Annotated in this window: 15 protein-coding genes; 10 read left to right on the top strand and 5 right to left on the bottom strand. The window is 73.0% G+C overall.

Annotated elements, in window-relative coordinates; genetic code table 11:
- Window positions 1-26 precede the first annotated feature (26 nt).
- The 4 genes from ACIRGB_RS28790 to ACIRGB_RS28775 all read left to right on the top strand — a co-directional run bounded on the left by ACIRGB_RS28790 (window position 27) and on the right by ACIRGB_RS28775 (window position 4,532).
- Entirely contained in the window at window positions 27-1,382 is a 1,356-nt protein-coding gene (locus ACIRGB_RS28790; RefSeq protein ID WP_403871122.1) for a D-tagatose-bisphosphate aldolase, class II, non-catalytic subunit, read from the top strand.
- Complete coding sequence (locus ACIRGB_RS28785; protein ID WP_403871119.1) at window positions 1,379-2,536, top strand: SIS domain-containing protein; 1,158 nt, start codon at window positions 1,379-1,381, stop codon at window positions 2,534-2,536. Before ACIRGB_RS28790 ends, ACIRGB_RS28785 begins: the two co-directional genes overlap by 4 nt.
- A gap of 49 nt (window positions 2,537-2,585) precedes the next feature.
- Window positions 2,586-3,578 carry a BadF/BadG/BcrA/BcrD ATPase family protein gene (locus tag ACIRGB_RS28780; protein WP_403871116.1) on the top strand — a complete coding sequence of 331 codons (993 nt, stop codon included), beginning with the start codon at window positions 2,586-2,588 and terminating at the stop codon, window positions 3,576-3,578.
- 105 nt (window positions 3,579-3,683) lie between these two features.
- A complete protein-coding gene (locus ACIRGB_RS28775; protein ID WP_403871113.1) occupies window positions 3,684-4,532 on the top strand; it encodes a ketose-bisphosphate aldolase in 849 nt (282 codons plus the stop codon).
- A gap of 15 nt (window positions 4,533-4,547) precedes the next feature.
- On the opposite strand, the gene ACIRGB_RS28770 is transcribed toward ACIRGB_RS28775, so the two are convergent.
- Entirely contained in the window at window positions 4,548-5,351 is an 804-nt protein-coding gene (locus ACIRGB_RS28770; protein WP_403871110.1) for a VOC family protein, read from the bottom strand.
- 242 nt (window positions 5,352-5,593) lie between these two features.
- Here ACIRGB_RS28770 and ACIRGB_RS28765 point away from each other — a divergent pair, with 242 nt between their 5' ends.
- Entirely contained in the window at window positions 5,594-6,445 is an 852-nt protein-coding gene (locus tag ACIRGB_RS28765) for a sulfurtransferase (protein ID WP_403871107.1), read from the top strand.
- A 79-nt stretch (window positions 6,446-6,524) separates the two neighbouring features.
- Here the strand turns inward: ACIRGB_RS28765 and sepH are convergent, their stop codons facing one another.
- Complete coding sequence (gene sepH, locus ACIRGB_RS28760; RefSeq protein WP_403871104.1) at window positions 6,525-7,577, bottom strand: septation protein SepH; 1,053 nt, start codon at window positions 7,575-7,577, stop codon at window positions 6,525-6,527.
- A 471-nt stretch (window positions 7,578-8,048) separates the two neighbouring features.
- Between sepH and ACIRGB_RS28755 the strand changes: the two genes are divergently transcribed.
- Window positions 8,049-8,924, top strand: coding sequence for a hypothetical protein (locus ACIRGB_RS28755; protein ID WP_403871101.1), 876 nt, complete (start codon window positions 8,049-8,051; stop codon window positions 8,922-8,924).
- On the opposite strand, the gene ACIRGB_RS28750 is transcribed toward ACIRGB_RS28755, so the two are convergent.
- The gene (locus ACIRGB_RS28750) at window positions 8,848-10,185 is read right to left on the bottom strand and encodes a D-arabinono-1,4-lactone oxidase (RefSeq protein ID WP_403871099.1); all 1,338 of its coding nucleotides are present in this window, start codon (window positions 10,183-10,185) and stop codon (window positions 8,848-8,850) included. The genes ACIRGB_RS28755 and ACIRGB_RS28750 overlap by 77 nt on opposite strands.
- Window positions 10,127-11,383 (bottom strand): MFS transporter, encoded by a 1,257-nt coding sequence (locus ACIRGB_RS28745; protein ID WP_403871390.1) that lies wholly within the window; start codon window positions 11,381-11,383, stop codon window positions 10,127-10,129. Before ACIRGB_RS28745 ends, ACIRGB_RS28750 begins: the two co-directional genes overlap by 59 nt.
- 163 nt (window positions 11,384-11,546) lie before the next feature.
- On the opposite strand from ACIRGB_RS28745, the gene ACIRGB_RS28740 reads away from it, so the two are divergent.
- On the top strand, window positions 11,547-12,674 hold the full coding sequence (locus tag ACIRGB_RS28740) for a ferrochelatase (protein WP_403871096.1): 1,128 nt from the start codon (window positions 11,547-11,549) through the stop codon (window positions 12,672-12,674).
- 8 nt (window positions 12,675-12,682) lie between these two features.
- Window positions 12,683-13,501: an inositol monophosphatase family protein gene (locus ACIRGB_RS28735; RefSeq protein ID WP_403871093.1), complete on the top strand. Its 819-nt coding sequence runs from the start codon at window positions 12,683-12,685 to the stop codon at window positions 13,499-13,501.
- A 121-nt stretch (window positions 13,502-13,622) separates the two neighbouring features.
- Here the strand turns inward: ACIRGB_RS28735 and ACIRGB_RS28730 are convergent, their stop codons facing one another.
- Window positions 13,623-13,796: a hypothetical protein gene (locus ACIRGB_RS28730; protein ID WP_403871090.1), complete on the bottom strand. Its 174-nt coding sequence runs from the start codon at window positions 13,794-13,796 to the stop codon at window positions 13,623-13,625.
- A 427-nt stretch (window positions 13,797-14,223) separates the two neighbouring features.
- Between ACIRGB_RS28730 and ACIRGB_RS28725 the strand changes: the two genes are divergently transcribed.
- Window positions 14,224-14,877, top strand: coding sequence for a response regulator transcription factor (locus tag ACIRGB_RS28725; protein WP_003993508.1), 654 nt, complete (start codon window positions 14,224-14,226; stop codon window positions 14,875-14,877).
- A gap of 6 nt (window positions 14,878-14,883) precedes the next feature.
- Window positions 14,884-16,128 carry a sensor histidine kinase gene (locus ACIRGB_RS28720; RefSeq protein WP_403871086.1) on the top strand — a complete coding sequence of 415 codons (1,245 nt, stop codon included), beginning with the start codon at window positions 14,884-14,886 and terminating at the stop codon, window positions 16,126-16,128.
- Window positions 16,129-16,209 lie beyond the last annotated feature (81 nt).

Raw genomic sequence — 16,209 nt, 5'->3', positions numbered from 1 at the left:
GACTGCTCTTCAGTAAGGGGTTGGCGATGCAGAGCCCGTTGGACGAGGTCGTCCGGCGCCAGAAGGCCGGACGGCCACAGGGCATCACCTCGGTGTGCTCGGCCCATCCGCTGGTCATCGAAGCGGCCGTGGCGCAAGCGCGAGAGACCGGTGGTCCCGTACTGGTGGAGGCGACCTCGAACCAGGTCGACCAGTACGGCGGCTACACGGGCCTGCGGCCCGCGGACTTCCGCGACCTCGTGCACGGCATCGCGACGGAACGTGGTCTGCCACTGGACCGCGTGCTTCTCGGCGGCGACCATCTCGGCCCGAACCGGTGGCGGTCCCTGACGCCCGACGAGGCGATGGAGCGGGCCGAAGCCCTGGTCTCGGCCTACGTCGAGGCGGGCTTCACCAAGATCCACCTGGATTGCAGCTTCCCCTGCGCCGGTGACCCCGTACCGCTGACCGACGACGTGGTCGCCGCACGCGCCGCGCGCCTGATCCGGGCGGCCGAGGACACGGTGGGCCCGGAGCGGGCGGAGCGGGTCCGGTATGTGATCGGCACGGAGGTGCCCACGCCCGGCGGCGCGCACGAGACGCTCGGCGCCCTGGTGCCCACCACGCCCGAGGCGGCGCGCACCACCCTGGAGCAGCACCGGAAGGCGTTCGCCCGGCACGGCATCGAAGGGGTGTGGCCGCGCGTCATGGCCTTGGTGGTGCAGCCCGCCGTGGAGTTCGACCACCTGCGGGTCGTCGACTACCGGCGGGAAGCGACCGAGGAGCTGCGCAAGGTCCTCGACGACGAGCCCACCATGGTCTTCGAGGCGCACTCGACCGACTACCAGAGCGCCGAGGCGCTCACCGCGCTGGTCGCGGACCACTGGGCGGTCCTCAAGGTGGGCCCCGGGCTGACCTTCGCCCTGCGGGAGGCGCTGTTCGCCCTCGCCGCGATCGAGGACGAGCTGGTGCCGGCCGGTGAGCGGTCACGGCTCGCCGAGGTCGTCGAGCGGCGGATGCTCGCCGAGCCCGCCGAGTGGGAGGGCTACTACCCGGGCAGCGACGCCGAGCAGCGCCTCGCCCGCCGCTACAGCTACAGCGACCGGATGCGCTACTACTGGAGCGACCCCGAGATCGAAGAGGCCCGGGCCCGGCTGCTGGCCAACCTCTCGGCCACGGGCGTCCCGCTGCCGCTGCTCAGCGCGCATCTTCCGCTCCAGTACGCCCGCGTGCGCCGCGGTGAGCTCGCCGCCCGCCCGCGCGACCTGGCCGTGGACCACGTCCGCGACGTCCTGCGCGACTACGACCGCGCCGCCCATCAGGACCAGAACCAGAACCAAGACCAGAACCAAGACCAGAACCAGGGCCGGGACCAGAAGCCCGGCCAGAAGGAGTACGTGTGACCACGTCCCCCGGCACGCTGCCCTTCGACGACAGCGCCGTCCACACCGTTCGCGAGATCGCCCAGCAGCCCGTCCTGTGGCGGGAGGTCGACCGGATCGTCGCGGCCTCCCGGGAACCGCTGGACGCGTTCCTGAGTCCGCTCTTGGCCCGCCGCGACCTGCGCGTGGTGCTCACCGGCGCCGGGACCTCCGCGTTCGCCGGGCGGGTGCTCCAACCGGCCCTGGCCCGGCGCCTGGGCCGACGTGTCGACGCGGTCCCCACCACGGACCTCGTCGCCGACCCCCGCGGGTGCCTCGCCGAGGACCTGCCCACGCTGCTGGTCTCCTTCGCGCGGTCGGGCGACAGCCCCGAGTCCGTCGCCGCCACCGCCCTGGCCGACCAGGTCCTCACCGAGGCGCACCACCTCGTGATCACCTGCAACGCCCAGGGCCGCCTGGCGCGTGAGCACGCCGACCGGCCGGAGTCCCACGTCCTGCTGATGCCGCCCGCGTCCAACGACCGCGGCTTCGCCATGACGTCGAGCTTCACCTGCATGACGCTCGCGGCCCTGCTCGCCCTGGGCGGGGACGCCTACGACGGGGTCGCCGAACGCCTGGCACGGGCAGCGGAGTCGATCATCGATGCCGGCGCCGCCGACCGCACCGCCGGCGCCCTGGTGGACCGCGCGCCCGAGCGCATCGTCTTCCTCGGCAGCGGCCCGCTGAAGGGTCTCGCCGAGGAGTCGGCGCTGAAGGTGCTGGAGCTCACCGGCGGGACGCTCATGGCCGTCGCCGAATCCTCGCTGGGATTCCGGCACGGTCCCAAGGCGGTGCTCAATGAACGTTCGGTCGCGGTGGTGTACGTGTCGAACGACCCGTACACCCGCCGGTACGACCACGACATCGTCGCGGAGCTGCGAGGAAACCTCCCCGCCGGCAGCGTCGTCGCGGTCTCCGCGGACCCCGGCGCGGGAACGGAGGGCGCCGATGCCTGGCCGCTGCCGGGCCTCGACGACGTCGAGGACGTCGCCCTGGCGCTGCCCGCCGTGGTGTACGCCCAGCTCATCGCCCTGCGTGCCTCCCAGGCCCGGGGTCTGCGGCCCGACAACCCGTTCCCCTCGGGTGAGGTCAACCGCGTGGTGCAGGGCGTGACCCTGCACTCCTTGAACAACTGACCGAAGGCGGCGACGGCGCGCACCGAGGGCGCCGGACGGAGGTACGACGATGTTCCTGGGTGTCGACGGCGGCGGGACGAAAACCGCGTTCTGCCTGGTCGATCGGTCCGGGCAGATGGTGGCGCGAGCACAGGCGGCAAGCTCGTACTACTTCTCCCACGGCATCGGACTCGTCGAGCGGGTGCTGAAGGAAGGGGTCGACACCGTCTGCGCGGCGGCCGGACTGGCCCCCGCCGACATCGAGTACGCCTTCTTCGGCCTGCCCGGTTACGGGGAGGTGGCCCGCGACCTGCCCGTCCTCGACGCGACCCCGCGGGCGGTGCTCGGGCACGACCGCTACGCCTGCGACAACGACATGGTCTGCGGCTGGGCGGGTTCGCTGGGCGCGGTCGACGGCGTCAACGTCATCAGCGGCACCGGCTCGATGACCTACGGCGAACGGCTGGGCCGAGGCGTACGCGTCGGCGGCTGGAGCGAGACCTTCGGCGACGAGGGATCGGCGTACTGGATCGCCGTCCGCGGCCTCAACGCCTTCTCCCGGATGAGCGACGGACGGCTCCCCGAAGGCCCCCTGGCCGCGGTGTTCCGCGACGGGCTCGGTCTGGAGTCCGACCTCGACGTCATCGACGTCGTCCACAACCGGTGGCAGGGCGACCGGGGCCGGATCGCCGCACTGAGCCGCTCGGTGGCCGAGGCGGCCGCGTCGGGCGACGAGGCCGCCGCGGCGATCCTCGCGGAGGCCGGCCGCGAACTCGCCCTGCTCGTGGACGTCACCCGCGAACGCCTCGGGTTCGGCCCGGACGAGACCGTACCCGTCTCCTACTCCGGCGGTACCTTCGGCGCCGCCCCGGTCCTGGAGGCGTTCACCACCGGACTGCGGAGTCGCTTCGCCGGCTACGAACTGCGGCACCCCCGGTACGAGCCCGTCGTGGGCGCCGCCCTGTACGCCGCGAAACTCGCCGGAACCCCGCTCGGCCGGCCGGCGCTCGACGCGCTGCGCGGCACCTCCGGGTCCTCTGCCCCAGGCGAGGCCGCGCAATGAAGAACGCCGCAACCCATCCGTACCGCCCGGCGCGGACGGCGACCGCCCCGCACCGGCCGCACCGGCCGACCGTCGAAGCCACACGAAAGCGAGGGGAACACCCCCATGCCGCTGGTTCCCACCCGAGAACTCGTCTCGCGGGCCGCTGCCGCCGGCCGGGCCGTCGCGGCGTTCAACGTGATCACGCTGGAACACGCCGAGGCGATCACCTCCGGCGCGACAGCCGCGGGCGCCCCCGTGATCCTTCAGATCAGTGAGAACGCCGTGCTGTTCCACGGCGGCCGCGTCGAGCCGATCGCGCGGGCCGCGGCCGAGGTCGCCAAGGCCTGTGACGTCGACGTCGCCCTGCACCTGGACCACGTGACGGACCTGCGGCTGCTGCGCAGAGCGGCCGACGCGGGGTTCTCCTCCGCGATGTTCGACGCCGGGGCACAGCCCTACGCCGAGAACCTCGCCGCCACCCGCGCCGCGGCCCGGTGGGCCCACGGGGCGGGCCTGTGGCTGGAGGCCGAACTCGGGTACGTGGGCGGCAAACCCGACGCCCCGGCGAGCGCCCACGCGGCCGGGGTGCGCACCGACCCGCAGGAGGCGGCGCGCTATGTGGCGGACACCGGCGTGGACGCCCTGGCCGTCGCCGTCGGCAGCAGCCACGCCATGACCGAACGGTCCGCCTCCCTGGACCACGCGCTGATCGGACGACTGCGGGAGGCCGTGCCCGTGCCCCTGGTACTGCACGGTTCCTCGGGGGTCGGGGACGACGAACTGCGGCGAGCCGTCCGGGCGGGCATCGTGAAGATCAACGTCGGTACCGCCCTCAACGTCGCCTTCACGGGCGCGGTCCGCGAGACGCTGGCGGCGCGCCCCGACCTGACCGACCCCCGCCCCTACGTCGCCCGCGGCCGGGAGACGATGGCGGAGACGGTACGGGACCTGCTCGGCGTGCTGGCCGGCTGAGCGTCGCCGCCGCCCTCACCGCTCCGCGTGCAGCAGCGTGAACCGCGCCCCCTCCGGGTCCGCCACCGTCGCCACCCGGCCGTGCGGCGTGTCGCGGGCCGGGGCGAGGACGTGCCCGCCCAGGCCGACGAGGCGGGCCACGGACTCGTCCGTGTCGGCCACTTCGAAGTACGTCATCCAGTGCGGCCCCCGGTCGCGCGGCAGGGCGTCGCCGACGCCGTGGATGCCGGCGACGGGGCGGCCGTCGAGGCGCAGGGTGACGTGGTCGCCGTCGGAGGAGGGCTCCGGGAGGAGTTCGAAGCCGAAGACCCTCTCGTAGAACTTGGCGACGCTCGCCGTCTCGTAGGTCAGCAGCTCGTTCCACGCCGGTGTGCCGGGGACCCCGGCGACGGCCGTGCCGAGGTGTGCGGCCGCCTGCCAGATGCCGAAGACGGCGCCGGCCGGGTCGGAGCCGAGGGCCAGGCGGCCCGCCTCGCCCGCGTCCAGGGGGCCGACGCCGACCGTGCCACCGCACATGCGCACCGTCTCGGCCGTCCGGTCGACGTCGTCGGAGGCGAAGTAGGGCGTCCAGGCGGTGGGCAGTTGCCGGTCCGGGGGCAGCTGCCCGATGCCGGCCACCTCCCGCCCGTCGAGCAGGGCCCGCGCGTACGGGCCCAGTTGCTGGGGGCCGGGCCGGAACTCCCAGCCGAACAGGGCGCCGTAGAAGTCGTGGGTGGCGGCCGGCCCGTGCACCATCAGACTCACCCAGCAGGGTGTGCCGGGCGCGCGCCGGGCGTTCGTCTCGCCGATCCGGCTGTCCGATCCCCGTGCGTCGGTCATCGTCACCCTCTTCTCGGCCCTCCGCGGGCCGTGCGTCCGCTTCCGCTCCGACGGGCCTCGGCACCGATACCGGCACCGGGTTCGGGTGCGTGGTTCGGGCGAGCTCGCGCTCGTGGGGGCAGCCCGCCTGCCCGGGCAGTACAGCATGTGCCCGAACCCGTACGCCTCGTGATCGGTACTGTCCGGCGGGCAGAGTAGCCCGACATCGACGCCTCGGCCACTCGGTACGTCAGGATGGGGCCATGAACGCCATCATCTCCGCATCCGAACTCGCCGACGAACTGGCGGGCGCCCATCCGCCCGTCCTGCTCGACGTCCGCTGGCAGCTGAGCACGGCGAAGGCGGCCGGTGCCCCGCCGTTCGACGGCCGGGCCGAGTACGCGGCCGGGCATCTTCCCGGTGCCGTCTTCGTCGACCTGGACCGGGAGCTGGCCTCCGCGCCCGGCGCGCACGGCCGGCACCCGCTGCCCGACATCGGGGAGTTCGGCGCGGCGATGCGCCGGGCGGGCGTGTCGCGGGGGCGGCCGGTCGTGGTCTACGACGGCGGGCAGGGGTGGGCGGCGGCCCGCGCCTGGTGGCTGCTGCGCTGGACGGGTCACCCGAACGTGCGGGTCCTCGACGGCGGGTTGCCGGCCTGGAAGGCGCCGTTGTCGACGGACGTCCCGGCGCCCGCGGAGGGCGACTTCACGCCGGTGCCGGACGCGCCGGGGCTGCTGGACGCGGACGGGGCCGCCGCGCTGGCCCGCTCCGGGGTGCTGTTCGACGCCCGCGCGGGGGAGCGCTACCGGGGCGAGGTCGAGCCGATCGATCCGGTCGGCGGCCACATCCCGGGCGCCGTGTCCGCGCCGACGGCCGAGAACGTGGCCCCGGACGGGCGCTTGCGGCCCGCCGAGGAACTCCGGGCACGCTTCAAGGCCCTGGGCGCCACGGAGGACGGCGCGGTCGGCGTGTACTGCGGCTCGGGCGTGTCGGGTGCCCACGAGGTGCTCGCGCTGGCGGTGGCGGGGATCCCGGCGGCGCTGTACGTGGGCTCGTGGTCCGAGTGGTCCGCGGACCCGGCCCGGCCGGTCGCGGTGGGGCCCGACCCGCAGTAGGGCCCGTGCACGAAGGCCGGGGCCGCACCCACGTGGGTGCGGCCCCGGCCTTCGTGCACGTCGTCCGGCGAGGACTCGGTCACTCCTGCTTCTTGCGCCGCGTGCCGAACACGATCTCGTCCCAGCTCGGCACCGCCGCGCGGCGGCCCGGCCGGACGCCGTCGGCTTCGGCCTGGCGGTCGGTGGAGCCGGTCAGGCGGTCGCGGTGGCTGGCCACCGAGCGCGGCATGAGCACGTCGGCGTAGGCGGACCCGGCCGACGCCGCGGGGGCGGGGGGCTCCTCCACCTCGGGTTCCTCGACGGGCTCCTCCACCGGTTCCGGAGCGCGCTCGGGCACCACCAGGTCGCCGCGGAAGCTCGGTACGGCCTCCAGCAGGCTGGTGAGCGAGTCGCGCTCGGCCGAGGCGGTGGCCGCGGTGTCGTCGGCCGGCTCGGCCGGCGCCGGGGGCAGGCTGGGCCGCTCCCGCTGCTCCCGGTCGAGGGTGCGGTCCAGCGGCCGGTCGCGCGGCAGCCGGGCGATGCGCGGCACGAACGGGAAGCTGGGCTCGGGCGCGGCGAGGTCGTCGGACTCGCCGATCAGCGCGCGCGCCTCCGCGTCGACGGCCTGGACGAGCCGCCGGGGCGGGTCGTACGTCCAGCTCGCCGAGTGCGGTTCGCCCGCGACCAGGTAGACCAGCAGCACTTCCCAGGTGCCGTCGTCGCGGCGCCAGGAGTCCCACTGGACGGTGTCCTTGTCGGCGCCGCGCAGCAGCAGCCGTTCCTGGACGGCCTCGCCGAGGGGCGGACCGGAGTTCTCGCCGGGCCGGCGGACGGGGGTCTTGCGGGCCCGCTCCGCCATGAAGGCGCGCTCGGCCAGCACAGGACCCTCGAAGCGCCGTACGCGGTCGACGGGGATGCCGGCCATCTGGGCGACCTCTTCCGCGGTCGCGCCGGCACGTATACGCGCCTGGATGTCGCGGGGGCGGAGATGGCTCTCCACCTCGATCTCGATCTGGCCGAGGCGGGGACGGTCTCCGCGTACGGCGGCCCGGAGCCGCTCGTCGATCGGAAGCGTGTACTCCGTGCTGTCCGCAGCCTTCAGCACCAGCCGTGTGCCGTCATTCGAGACGGCCACGACACGCAGTTCGGGCATGGGGACCTCCCGGGTGGTGCCTGCCGACGTCACGTGCGTCGCTGCTTCCGCTCTGTCGAGTGTGGCCTGCCCGGGTGCAGCCTGCCACAACCTTGCCGAGTTGCCCGGCGTGTCGGGCGCGAGCCCGGGATCGCCGTTATGGCACGGTTACCTGTTCGCAACGCTAAGTGACCAACTCCGTCACCCTGTGCAACTTGCCCCTCCTGGCGGTCCTTCATGGTTCCGAGACCCCTCGCGGGAGACCGGCTCCAGGGCTCGCAACAGTACTCCATTCGGGCCACGTGCGTGGATTGGCACGCCGCCCAACTTCTGGCAAGAGGTGGCGCCCGGCCGTCCCCGGCGCGCTTCCCGTGATCTTGGACGTGGCGTACTTCACGCAATCACCAGAAACGGAACTAATGGTTTCGGCCGCACGTCCCTTTCTCGTGCAGTTGATCGCTCCCGTACGGGAAAGGCAGGCAAGGTCCGACCATGCGTGAAAGGTCCGATGACGCGGCTGAGGTGGACGTGGGTTCGAAGGGGGAGTCCAGGCGGATCGACCTGAGCGTGCCCCAGGTCGCGGGCAGCGCCCTGGCCGCGGTGGTGGCCGCCAAACTCGCCTCCTCCTTCGGCGTCTACGGCACGATCGCCGGTGCCGGTCTGATCAGTGTCGTCGCCACCTGCGGGGGCTCGGTGCTCCAGCACTTCTTCAAGCGCACCGGGGAGCAGATCCGGGTGAAGCGCACCGTCGCTTCCGCGCCCGCTTCGGCTCCCGCTTCTGGTTCTGCTTCGGCTTCGGCTTCGGCTTCGGGCGAGTTCACCGAGGGCACCGTCTACCGCGCGCGGGCCAAGGGCTGGCGCCGCCCGTTGCTCGCGGCGGCCCTCGTCTTCGGTGTCACCATGGCCGGGATCACCGTCTTCGAGGTCGCCTCCGGCCAGAACCTGAGCGGCGGCCACAGCACCACCGTCGGCAGCGCCTTCACGGGGCACAACAAGTCCGGGGCCGATTCGGGGAAGCCCGGCGATTCCGACTCCGGCGACCCCGGGGGAGCGCGGGACGGCCGGGACCCGGGCGGCTCCGGTGACTCGGGCGACGCGAAGGACCCCGGGTCCGGGGACGACGCCCCCTCCGCTACCCCTTCCGGCAGCCCGGGGGCAACCGGCGACGGCACTTCGCCCGACGACGGTGCCACCGAGGACGGCGGTACGGACCCCAGCCCGACGCCCACCCGGGACGCCACCGGTGACGAGGGGGCCGGTGACACCGGGACCCCCGAGCCGGGCGCCTCGGCTACGACCCCAGAACCCGGCGCAAGTAGTCGTTCTGGAACAGACGGTCCGGGTCAAGACGGTCCCGCAGCGCCGTGAACTCCCCGAAGCGCGGGTACACCCGGGAGAAGTACGCGGCGTCCCGGGTGTGCACCTTGCCCCAGTGCGGCCGGCCCTCGTGCGCCGTGAAGATGCGCTCGGCGGCGGTGAAGTACGCCTGGTAGGGCGTGCCCCGGAACATGTGCACGGCGATGTACGCGCTGTCGCGGCCCGATGCGGTGGACAGTGTGATGTCGTCGGCCGGGGCCGTACGCACCTCGACCGGGAAGCTGATCCGCAGCCGTGACCGCTCCACCATCGCCCTCAGCTCGCGCAGCACCTCGACGACGGCCCCGCGCGGGACGGCGTACTCCATCTCCACGAACCGCACCCGGCGCGGGGAGGTGAAGACCTTGTAGGGAGTGTCCGTGTACGTCCGCGCGGAGAGTGCCCTGCTGGAGATCCGGGCGATCGCCGGGATGGTGGCGGGCGCCGCGCGGCCGACCCAGTTGACCGCCTGGAAGAGGCCGTTGGAGAGGAACTCGTCGTCCAGCCAGCCCTGGAACCGGCCCAGCGGCCGCTCCGGACCGGCGCTGCGGTTGTTGCGCTTGGTGTTGGTGCTGCCGGTGTGCGGGAACCAGTAGAACTCGAAGTGCTCGTTCTCCGCCCACAGTTCGTCGAAGTCGGCCAGGACCCGGTCGAACGGCATCGGCTCCTCGCGGGCCGTGAGCAGGAAGACCGGCTCCACGGCGAAGGTGATCGCGGTGACGACGCCCAGTGCTCCGAGGCCGATCCGGGCGGCGGCGAACACGTCGGGGTTCTCGTCCTCGGAGCAGGTCAGTACCGAACCGTCCGCCGTGACCAGCTCCAGGCCCCGGATCTGGGCGGCGATCGAGGCCGATTCGCGGCCCGTGCCGTGGGTGCCGGTGCTGGTGGCCCCGGAGACGGTCTGCTCCATGATGTCGCCCATGTTGGTCAGCGACAGGCCCTCCCGCGCGAGCGCCATGTTGAGTCTCTTGAGCGGGGTGCCGGCCTCGACCGTGACCGTCATGGCGTCCCGGTCGATGCCGCGGATGCCCGTCAACAGTTGAGGGCGGATCAACACACCGTCCGTCGCGGCTATCGACGTGAACGAGTGCCCGGTGCCGACCGCCTTGACCCGCTGCCCGTCCTCGGCCGCCCGGCGGACGACCTCGGCCAGTTCGTCGACGGAGGCGGGAGTGACCTCCCGCGCGGGACGCGCCGAGACGTTGCCGCCCCAGTTACGCCATGTGCCGTTCCGGCCGCTCGTCCTGCCGCTCGCCGTGCGTGTGCTGCTCAACGGTCCCTCCCCGACGCGGTTCCGGCCGCTTGAGCCGGCGGTACCCGAGGAAACCGACCGCGACCGCGACGGCCCCGGCCACCGCCGGAACCCCGTACCCGGCACGCGCCCCGGAAGCGTCGATCACCCAGCCGCCCGCGGAGGAGCCGAGCGCGACCCCGACCGCGAGTCCGGTACTCACCCAGGTCATGCCCTCGGTGAGCTGTGTGCGTGGTACGTGCTCTTCGATGAGGGACATCGTCGTGATCATCGTGGGAGCGATGGACAGACCCGCAACGAACAGCGCCGCGGCCAGAAACGGCAAGTTTCCGACCAGTAGGAGGGGGATCATACTCACGGCCATCGCACACACGCCCAGGAGCCAGCGGCGTTCCGGCGGTCCGGCGAAGCGCAGCAGCCCGAAAATCATGGCCGCCGTGCACGATCCCGCCGCGTAGAGGGCGAGGACGAGGCTGGCGGCGGCCTTGTGCCCCTCCTCCTCGGCGAACGCCACGGTGACGACGTCGATGGCCCCGAAGATCGTCCCCGTGGCCGCGAACGTGCCGACCAGGACCTGCAAGCCCCGGGAGCGCAGCGCCGTGCCGCCGCCCTTGTGCTCGCGCGGGTGCGGTTCCGGCTCGGTGGCGCGCTGCGAGGTCAGCCAGAAGACGCCGGCCGCCAGGAAGCAGGCGGCGAGCAGCGGCCCGGCCTCCGGGAACCAGGCCGTGGACAGGCCGATGGAGATGATCGGGCCGAAGATGAAGCAGACCTCGTCCACCACGGACTCGAAGGAGTACGCGGTGTGCAGCTGCGGTGTGCCCCGGTACAGGGCCGCCCAGCGGGCCCGGACCATCGCCCCGAGGCTCGGCACGCAGCCGATGCCGACGCAGGCCACGAACAGCACCCAGTCCGGCCACCCGTAGTGCGCGGCGGGCAGCAGCACGGCCGCCGCGGTCAGCGACACCAGGGTCGCCGGGCGCAGGACCCGGCGCTGCCCGTACCGGTCCACCAGCCGGGAGACCTGCGGACCGGCCACGGCGGCGGCCAGCGCGATGGTGGCCGACAGGGCCCCGGCCAGTCCGTACCGCCCGGTGAGCTGCGAGATCATCGTCACCACGCCGATGCCCATCATCGACAGCGGCATCCGGCCGAGGAAGCCCGCGGCGGAGAAGCCCTTGGTGCCGGGGAGGGCGAACAGGGCGCGGTAAGGACTGGCCAAGGAGGTCTCCGGAAGCGGCTCGGTCACGGCTCGGTAAGGTGCGAACGCAGTCGATACAGGTTACTCGTCCCCCCGTTCGGAAACACCCCCTCGGACCTGGTGGAACGCGCGGCCGGTACCCCACCGTTTCCCCGCTGTCCGTGCCGGGTGGCAGGATCGGGGCATGCCAGACGTGCTCGATGCCAGCCCCTACGACGCCCTGCTCCTGCTCTCGTTCGGCGGCCCGGAGGGCCCGGACGACGTGGTCCCGTTCCTGGAGAACGTGACCCGGGGGCGCGGCATCCCCAAGGAACGCCTCAAGGAAGTCGGACAGCACTACTTCCTCTTCGGCGGCGTCAGCCCCATCAACGACCAGAACCGCGCCCTGCTGGACGCCCTGCGCAAGGACTTCGCCGAGCACGGCCTGGACCTGCCGGTCTACTGGGGCAACCGCAACTGGGCGCCGTACCTGACGGACACCCTGCGCGAGATGGCCGGCGACGGCCGCCGCCGCGTCCTGGTCCTCGCCACCAGCGCCTACGCCTCCTACTCGGGCTGCCGCCAGTACCGCGAGAACCTCGCGGACGCCCTGGCCGCCCTGGAGTCCGAGGGGCTGGAGCCGCCCAAGGTCGACAAGCTCCGGCACTACTTCAACCACCCGGGCTTCGTCGAGCCCATGGTCGACGGTGTCCTCCGGTCCCTCGCCGAGCTGCCCGAGGAGGTCCGGGACGGCGCGCACCTCGCGTTCTGCACCCACTCGATCCCCACCTCCGCCGCCGACACCTCCGGTCCGGTCGAGGAACACGGCGACGGCGGGGCGTACGTGCGCCAGCACCTGGACGTGGCGCAGCTGATCGCCGACGCCGTGCGCGAGCGCACCGGCGTCGACCACCCCTGGCAGCTCGTCTACCAGTCCCGCTCCGGCGCCCCCCACATCCCGTGGCTCGAGCCCGACATCTGCGACCACCTGGAGGAGCGGCGGGCGGCCGGCGCCCCCGCCGTGGTGATGGCCCCCATCGGGTTCGTCTCCGACCACATGGAGGTCCTGTACGACCTCGACACGGAGGCCACCGCCAAGGCCGAGGAGCTGGGGTTGCCGGTGCGCCGCTCGGCCACCGTGGGCGCCGACCCGCGCTTCGCCGCCGCCGTCCGCGACCTGGTCCTGGAGCGGGCGGCCGACGAGCGCGGGCAGGAAGCCACGCCCTGCGCCCTCGGCAGGCTCGGCGCGAGCCACAACCTGTGCCCGGTCGGCTGCTGCCCCGCCCGTTCCCCCCGGCCCGCCGCCGCGGGCGCCGACAGTCCCTACGCGTGAGGAGCCCCGTGACCGACGTGACGCCCGACCCGCTCCATGCCGAGCTGCTGAAGATCGCCCAGGAGGCCGCCCACCGCGCGGGGGAGCTGCTGCGGGACGGACGCCCGGCCGACCTCGCGGTCGCCGCCACCAAGTCCAGCCCGATCGACGTGGTCACCGAGATGGACATCGCGGCGGAGAAGCTGATCACCGGGCTGATCGCCGACCACCGCCCCGACGACGGCTTCCTCGGCGAGGAGGGCGCCGCCACGGAGGGCAGCAGCGGCGTCCGCTGGGTCATCGACCCGCTCGACGGCACCGTCAACTACCTCTACGGCCTGCCCACCTGGGCGGTCTCCATCGCCGCCGAGCAGGACGGCGAGCGGGTGGCCGGCGTGGTCGTGGCCCCGATGCGGGGCGAGTCCTACCACGCGGTGCTGGGCGGCGGCGCCTGGGCGACGGGCGCCTGGGAGGGCGAACGCAGGCTCGCCTGCCGGTCCGCGGCACCGCTGGACCAGGCGCTGGTCTCCACCGGCTTCAACTACGTCGCCGACGTCCGCGCGGAGCAGGCCGAGATCGCGCGGCGGCTCATCCCGCTGGTGCGGGACATCCGGCGCGGCGGCTCGGCCGCGATCGACCTGTGCGACGTGGCCGCGGGGCGCCTCGACGGCTACTACGAGCGCGGGCTGCATCCCTGGGACCTCGCGGCCGGTGACCTGATCGCCCGCGAGGCGGGCGCCGTGACCGGTGGACGCCCCGGTGAGCGCCCCACCGGCGACCTCGCCATCGCTGCCACCCCGGCCGTCTTCGAACCCCTCCAGCGGCTCCTGACGGACTTCGGCGCGTAGTCCATGGGCGGTCGGGCGAAAGGTGGGGTGCCGCTCCGCCGCCGGCCCACCGCCGGACGCGGAGCGCGCACGACGAGGCCCCGGTGCTGGATCCCACCGGGGCCTCGTCCTCACGGGCCGATCAGGCGTTGGTCGCGCTGACCTCCACGCCGTGCTCGGCAGCGAGACGGCGCAGATCGTCCAGCTCGCCCAGCTCCACGTCGACAAGGTAGTCGTCGCCCTCGTCGCGGGCCCGGGACAGGTCGGACTCCGTCGTCTTTATGCGCTGCAGAAGTCCTGCGGTGAAAGCGTCCATGCTGCGCCCCCTCGTCCTGGGTCGTGGGTCGTTGGCACGGGGGTGTGCCGGTCGGAAGGGGCGATCACGCCTCCGGTGGAGTGCCCAGCGCTGCCGGGCCGGGCGGCGGCGGTGCCGGACACCCACGCCCGCTCTGCGGAAGCGGACCGCGGCGTACCGCGCGGTGACGCGGTACAGGCAGAGCGTGATCGCGGGGTGTAAAGCCGTCCTCCCCCAGCTCCCCTTCGCGGAAACCTCAACCGCGCGAGAAAATCTCGCATTCCCGCTTCCGCGGCCTTTCCGCACCCTTCTCCGTCACCGGCCCCTCACCCGGCTTACCGCCGACTTATGGCCGAAAAGGGCAGGATGGAGGCAACACACCCACCAGCCCCCTGCCCTCGTGCGTGCCAGAAGCGCTACGCGGGTGGACACAGGAAGGACAAGCGACGTGCGCGTACTCGTCGTCGAGGACGAGCAGCTGCTCGCCGATGCGGTGGCCACCGGACTGCGCCGGGAGGCCATGGCCGTCGACGTCGTGTACGACGGTGCGGCCGCCCTCGAACGCATCGGCGTCAACGACTACGACGTGGTCGTCCTCGACCGCGACCTCCCCCTCGTGCACGGCGACGACGTCTGCCGCAAGATCGTCGAGCTGGGCATGCCCACGCGCGTGCTCATGCTCACCGCCTCCGGCGACGTCAGCGACCGGGTCGAGGGCCTGGAGATCGGCGCCGACGACTACCTGCCCAAGCCCTTCGCGTTCAGCGAGCTGATCGCCCGCGTGCGCGCCCTGGGCCGGCGGACCAGCGTGCCCCTGCCGCCCGTCCTGGAGCGGGCCGGGATCAAGCTCGACCCCAACCGCCGCGAGGTCTTCCGGGACGGCAAGGAGGTGCAGCTCGCCCCCAAGGAGTTCGCCGTGCTCGAGGTCCTCATGCGCAGCGAGGGCGCGGTGGTCTCCGCGGAGCAGCTCCTCGAGAAGGCGTGGGACGAGAACACCGACCCGTTCACCAACGTCGTGCGCGTGACCGTGATGACCCTGCGCCGCAAGCTGGGCGAGCCGCCGGTCATCGTCACCGTGCCCGGCTCCGGCTACCGGATCTGAGCGGCCGTGGCGACGACACCCGCGCCCCCCGGGGCGCCCCCCAAGCCCACCTGGGACCCCCGCTCGGCCACGCCCCTGCCGTGGCTGCGCCCCACCATCCGGATAAGGCTCACGCTGCTGTACGGCGGCATGTTCCTGATCGCCGGCATCCTGCTGCTGTCGATCATCTACCTGCTGGCCGCCCAGGCGGTGCGCACCGGCAACGAACCGCTGTACAAGATCGTCGACTTCGCCGACCTCAAGGTCTCCAGCAGCGACTGTCCCGTCGTGGACAACGGCAATCTGTCGCTGTCCGACTTCAACGCGGCGATCAGCGACTGCATGGACCACCAGCGCAAGGTCGCCCTGGACAACCTGCTCAGCCGCTCGCTGATGGCGCTGCTCGGCCTCGCCGTGATCGCCTTCGCCTTCGGCTACGCCATGGCCGGACGCGTCCTGTCGCCGCTGGGCCGGATCACCCGCACCGCGCGCGCGGTGGCCGGCTCCGACCTCTCCCGCCGGATCGAGCTGGACGGCCCGGACGACGAGCTGAAGGAGCTGGCCGACACCTTCGACGACATGCTGGAGCGGCTTCAGCGGGCCTTCACCGCCCAGCAGCGCTTCGTCGGCAACGCCTCCCACGAGCTGCGCACGCCGCTGGCGATCAACCGCACCCTCCTGGAAGTGCATCTGTCCGATCCGAACGCGCCGGTGGAGCTCCAGCAGCTCGGCAAGACGCTGCTGGCGACCAACGAACGCAGTGAGCAACTGGTCGAGGGCCTGCTGCTGCTGGCCCGCAGCGACAACCAGATCGTCGAGCGCAAACCGGTGGACCTCGCCGAGGTGGCCGGCCAGGCCATCGACCAGGTGCACGCCGAGGCCGAGGGCAAGGGCGTGGAGCTCCGCGGCACCCGCGAGGCCGCGGTGGTCCAGGGCAACGGCGTCCTGCTGGAGCGGATCGCCCTGAACCTCGTCCAGAACGCCGTGCGCTACAACGTGGCCGAACAGGGCTGGGTGGAGGTCACCACCGCCGTGGAGAACGGCCAGGCGGTCCTGGTGGTCACCAACACGGGCCCGGTGGTGCCGGCGTACGAGGTGGACAACCTCTTCGAGCCGTTCCGGCGGCTGCGCACCGAGCGGACGGGCAGCGACAAGGGCGTCGGGCTCGGGCTGTCCATCGCGCGGTCCGTGGCCCGGGCGCACGGCGGGCACATCTACGCCCAGCCGCGCGAGGGCGGAGGGCTCGTGATGCGGGTGACCCTGCCCGTCTGAGATCATGACCCCGACATCGCACCGAGACCCGAGGGTGTTCGCTTTGAGCGGAATTTCCAGGCCACCGGCCTCGGAGTCGCC

The sequence above is a fragment of the Streptomyces sp. NPDC102490 genome, assembly GCF_044765285.1.
GTDB lineage: Bacteria > Actinomycetota > Actinomycetes > Streptomycetales > Streptomycetaceae > Streptomyces.
Note: the sequence above shows the minus strand (reverse complement) of the source record. Positions and strands in the feature narration are given on the sequence as shown.

Bases quoted from the DNA above. Each gene is read 5' to 3' on its own strand.
- ACIRGB_RS28790 (WP_403871122.1), top strand. From the start codon at position 27: ATGCAGAGCCCGTTGGACGAGGTCGTCCGGCGCCAGAAGGCCGGACGG.
- ACIRGB_RS28780 (WP_403871116.1), top strand. From the start codon at position 2,586: ATGTTCCTGGGTGTCGACGGCGGCGGGACGAAAACCGCGTTCTGCCTG.
- ACIRGB_RS28775 (WP_403871113.1), top strand. From the start codon at position 3,684: ATGCCGCTGGTTCCCACCCGAGAACTCGTCTCGCGGGCCGCTGCCGCC.
- ACIRGB_RS28770 (WP_403871110.1), bottom strand. From the start codon at position 5,351: ATGACCGACGCACGGGGATCGGACAGCCGGATCGGCGAGACGAACGCC.
- ACIRGB_RS28765 (WP_403871107.1), top strand. From the start codon at position 5,594: ATGAACGCCATCATCTCCGCATCCGAACTCGCCGACGAACTGGCGGGC.
- sepH (WP_403871104.1), bottom strand. From the start codon at position 7,577: ATGCCCGAACTGCGTGTCGTGGCCGTCTCGAATGACGGCACACGGCTG.
- ACIRGB_RS28755 (WP_403871101.1), top strand. From the start codon at position 8,049: ATGCGTGAAAGGTCCGATGACGCGGCTGAGGTGGACGTGGGTTCGAAG.
- ACIRGB_RS28740 (WP_403871096.1), top strand. From the start codon at position 11,547: ATGCCAGACGTGCTCGATGCCAGCCCCTACGACGCCCTGCTCCTGCTC.
- ACIRGB_RS28730 (WP_403871090.1), bottom strand. From the start codon at position 13,796: ATGGACGCTTTCACCGCAGGACTTCTGCAGCGCATAAAGACGACGGAG.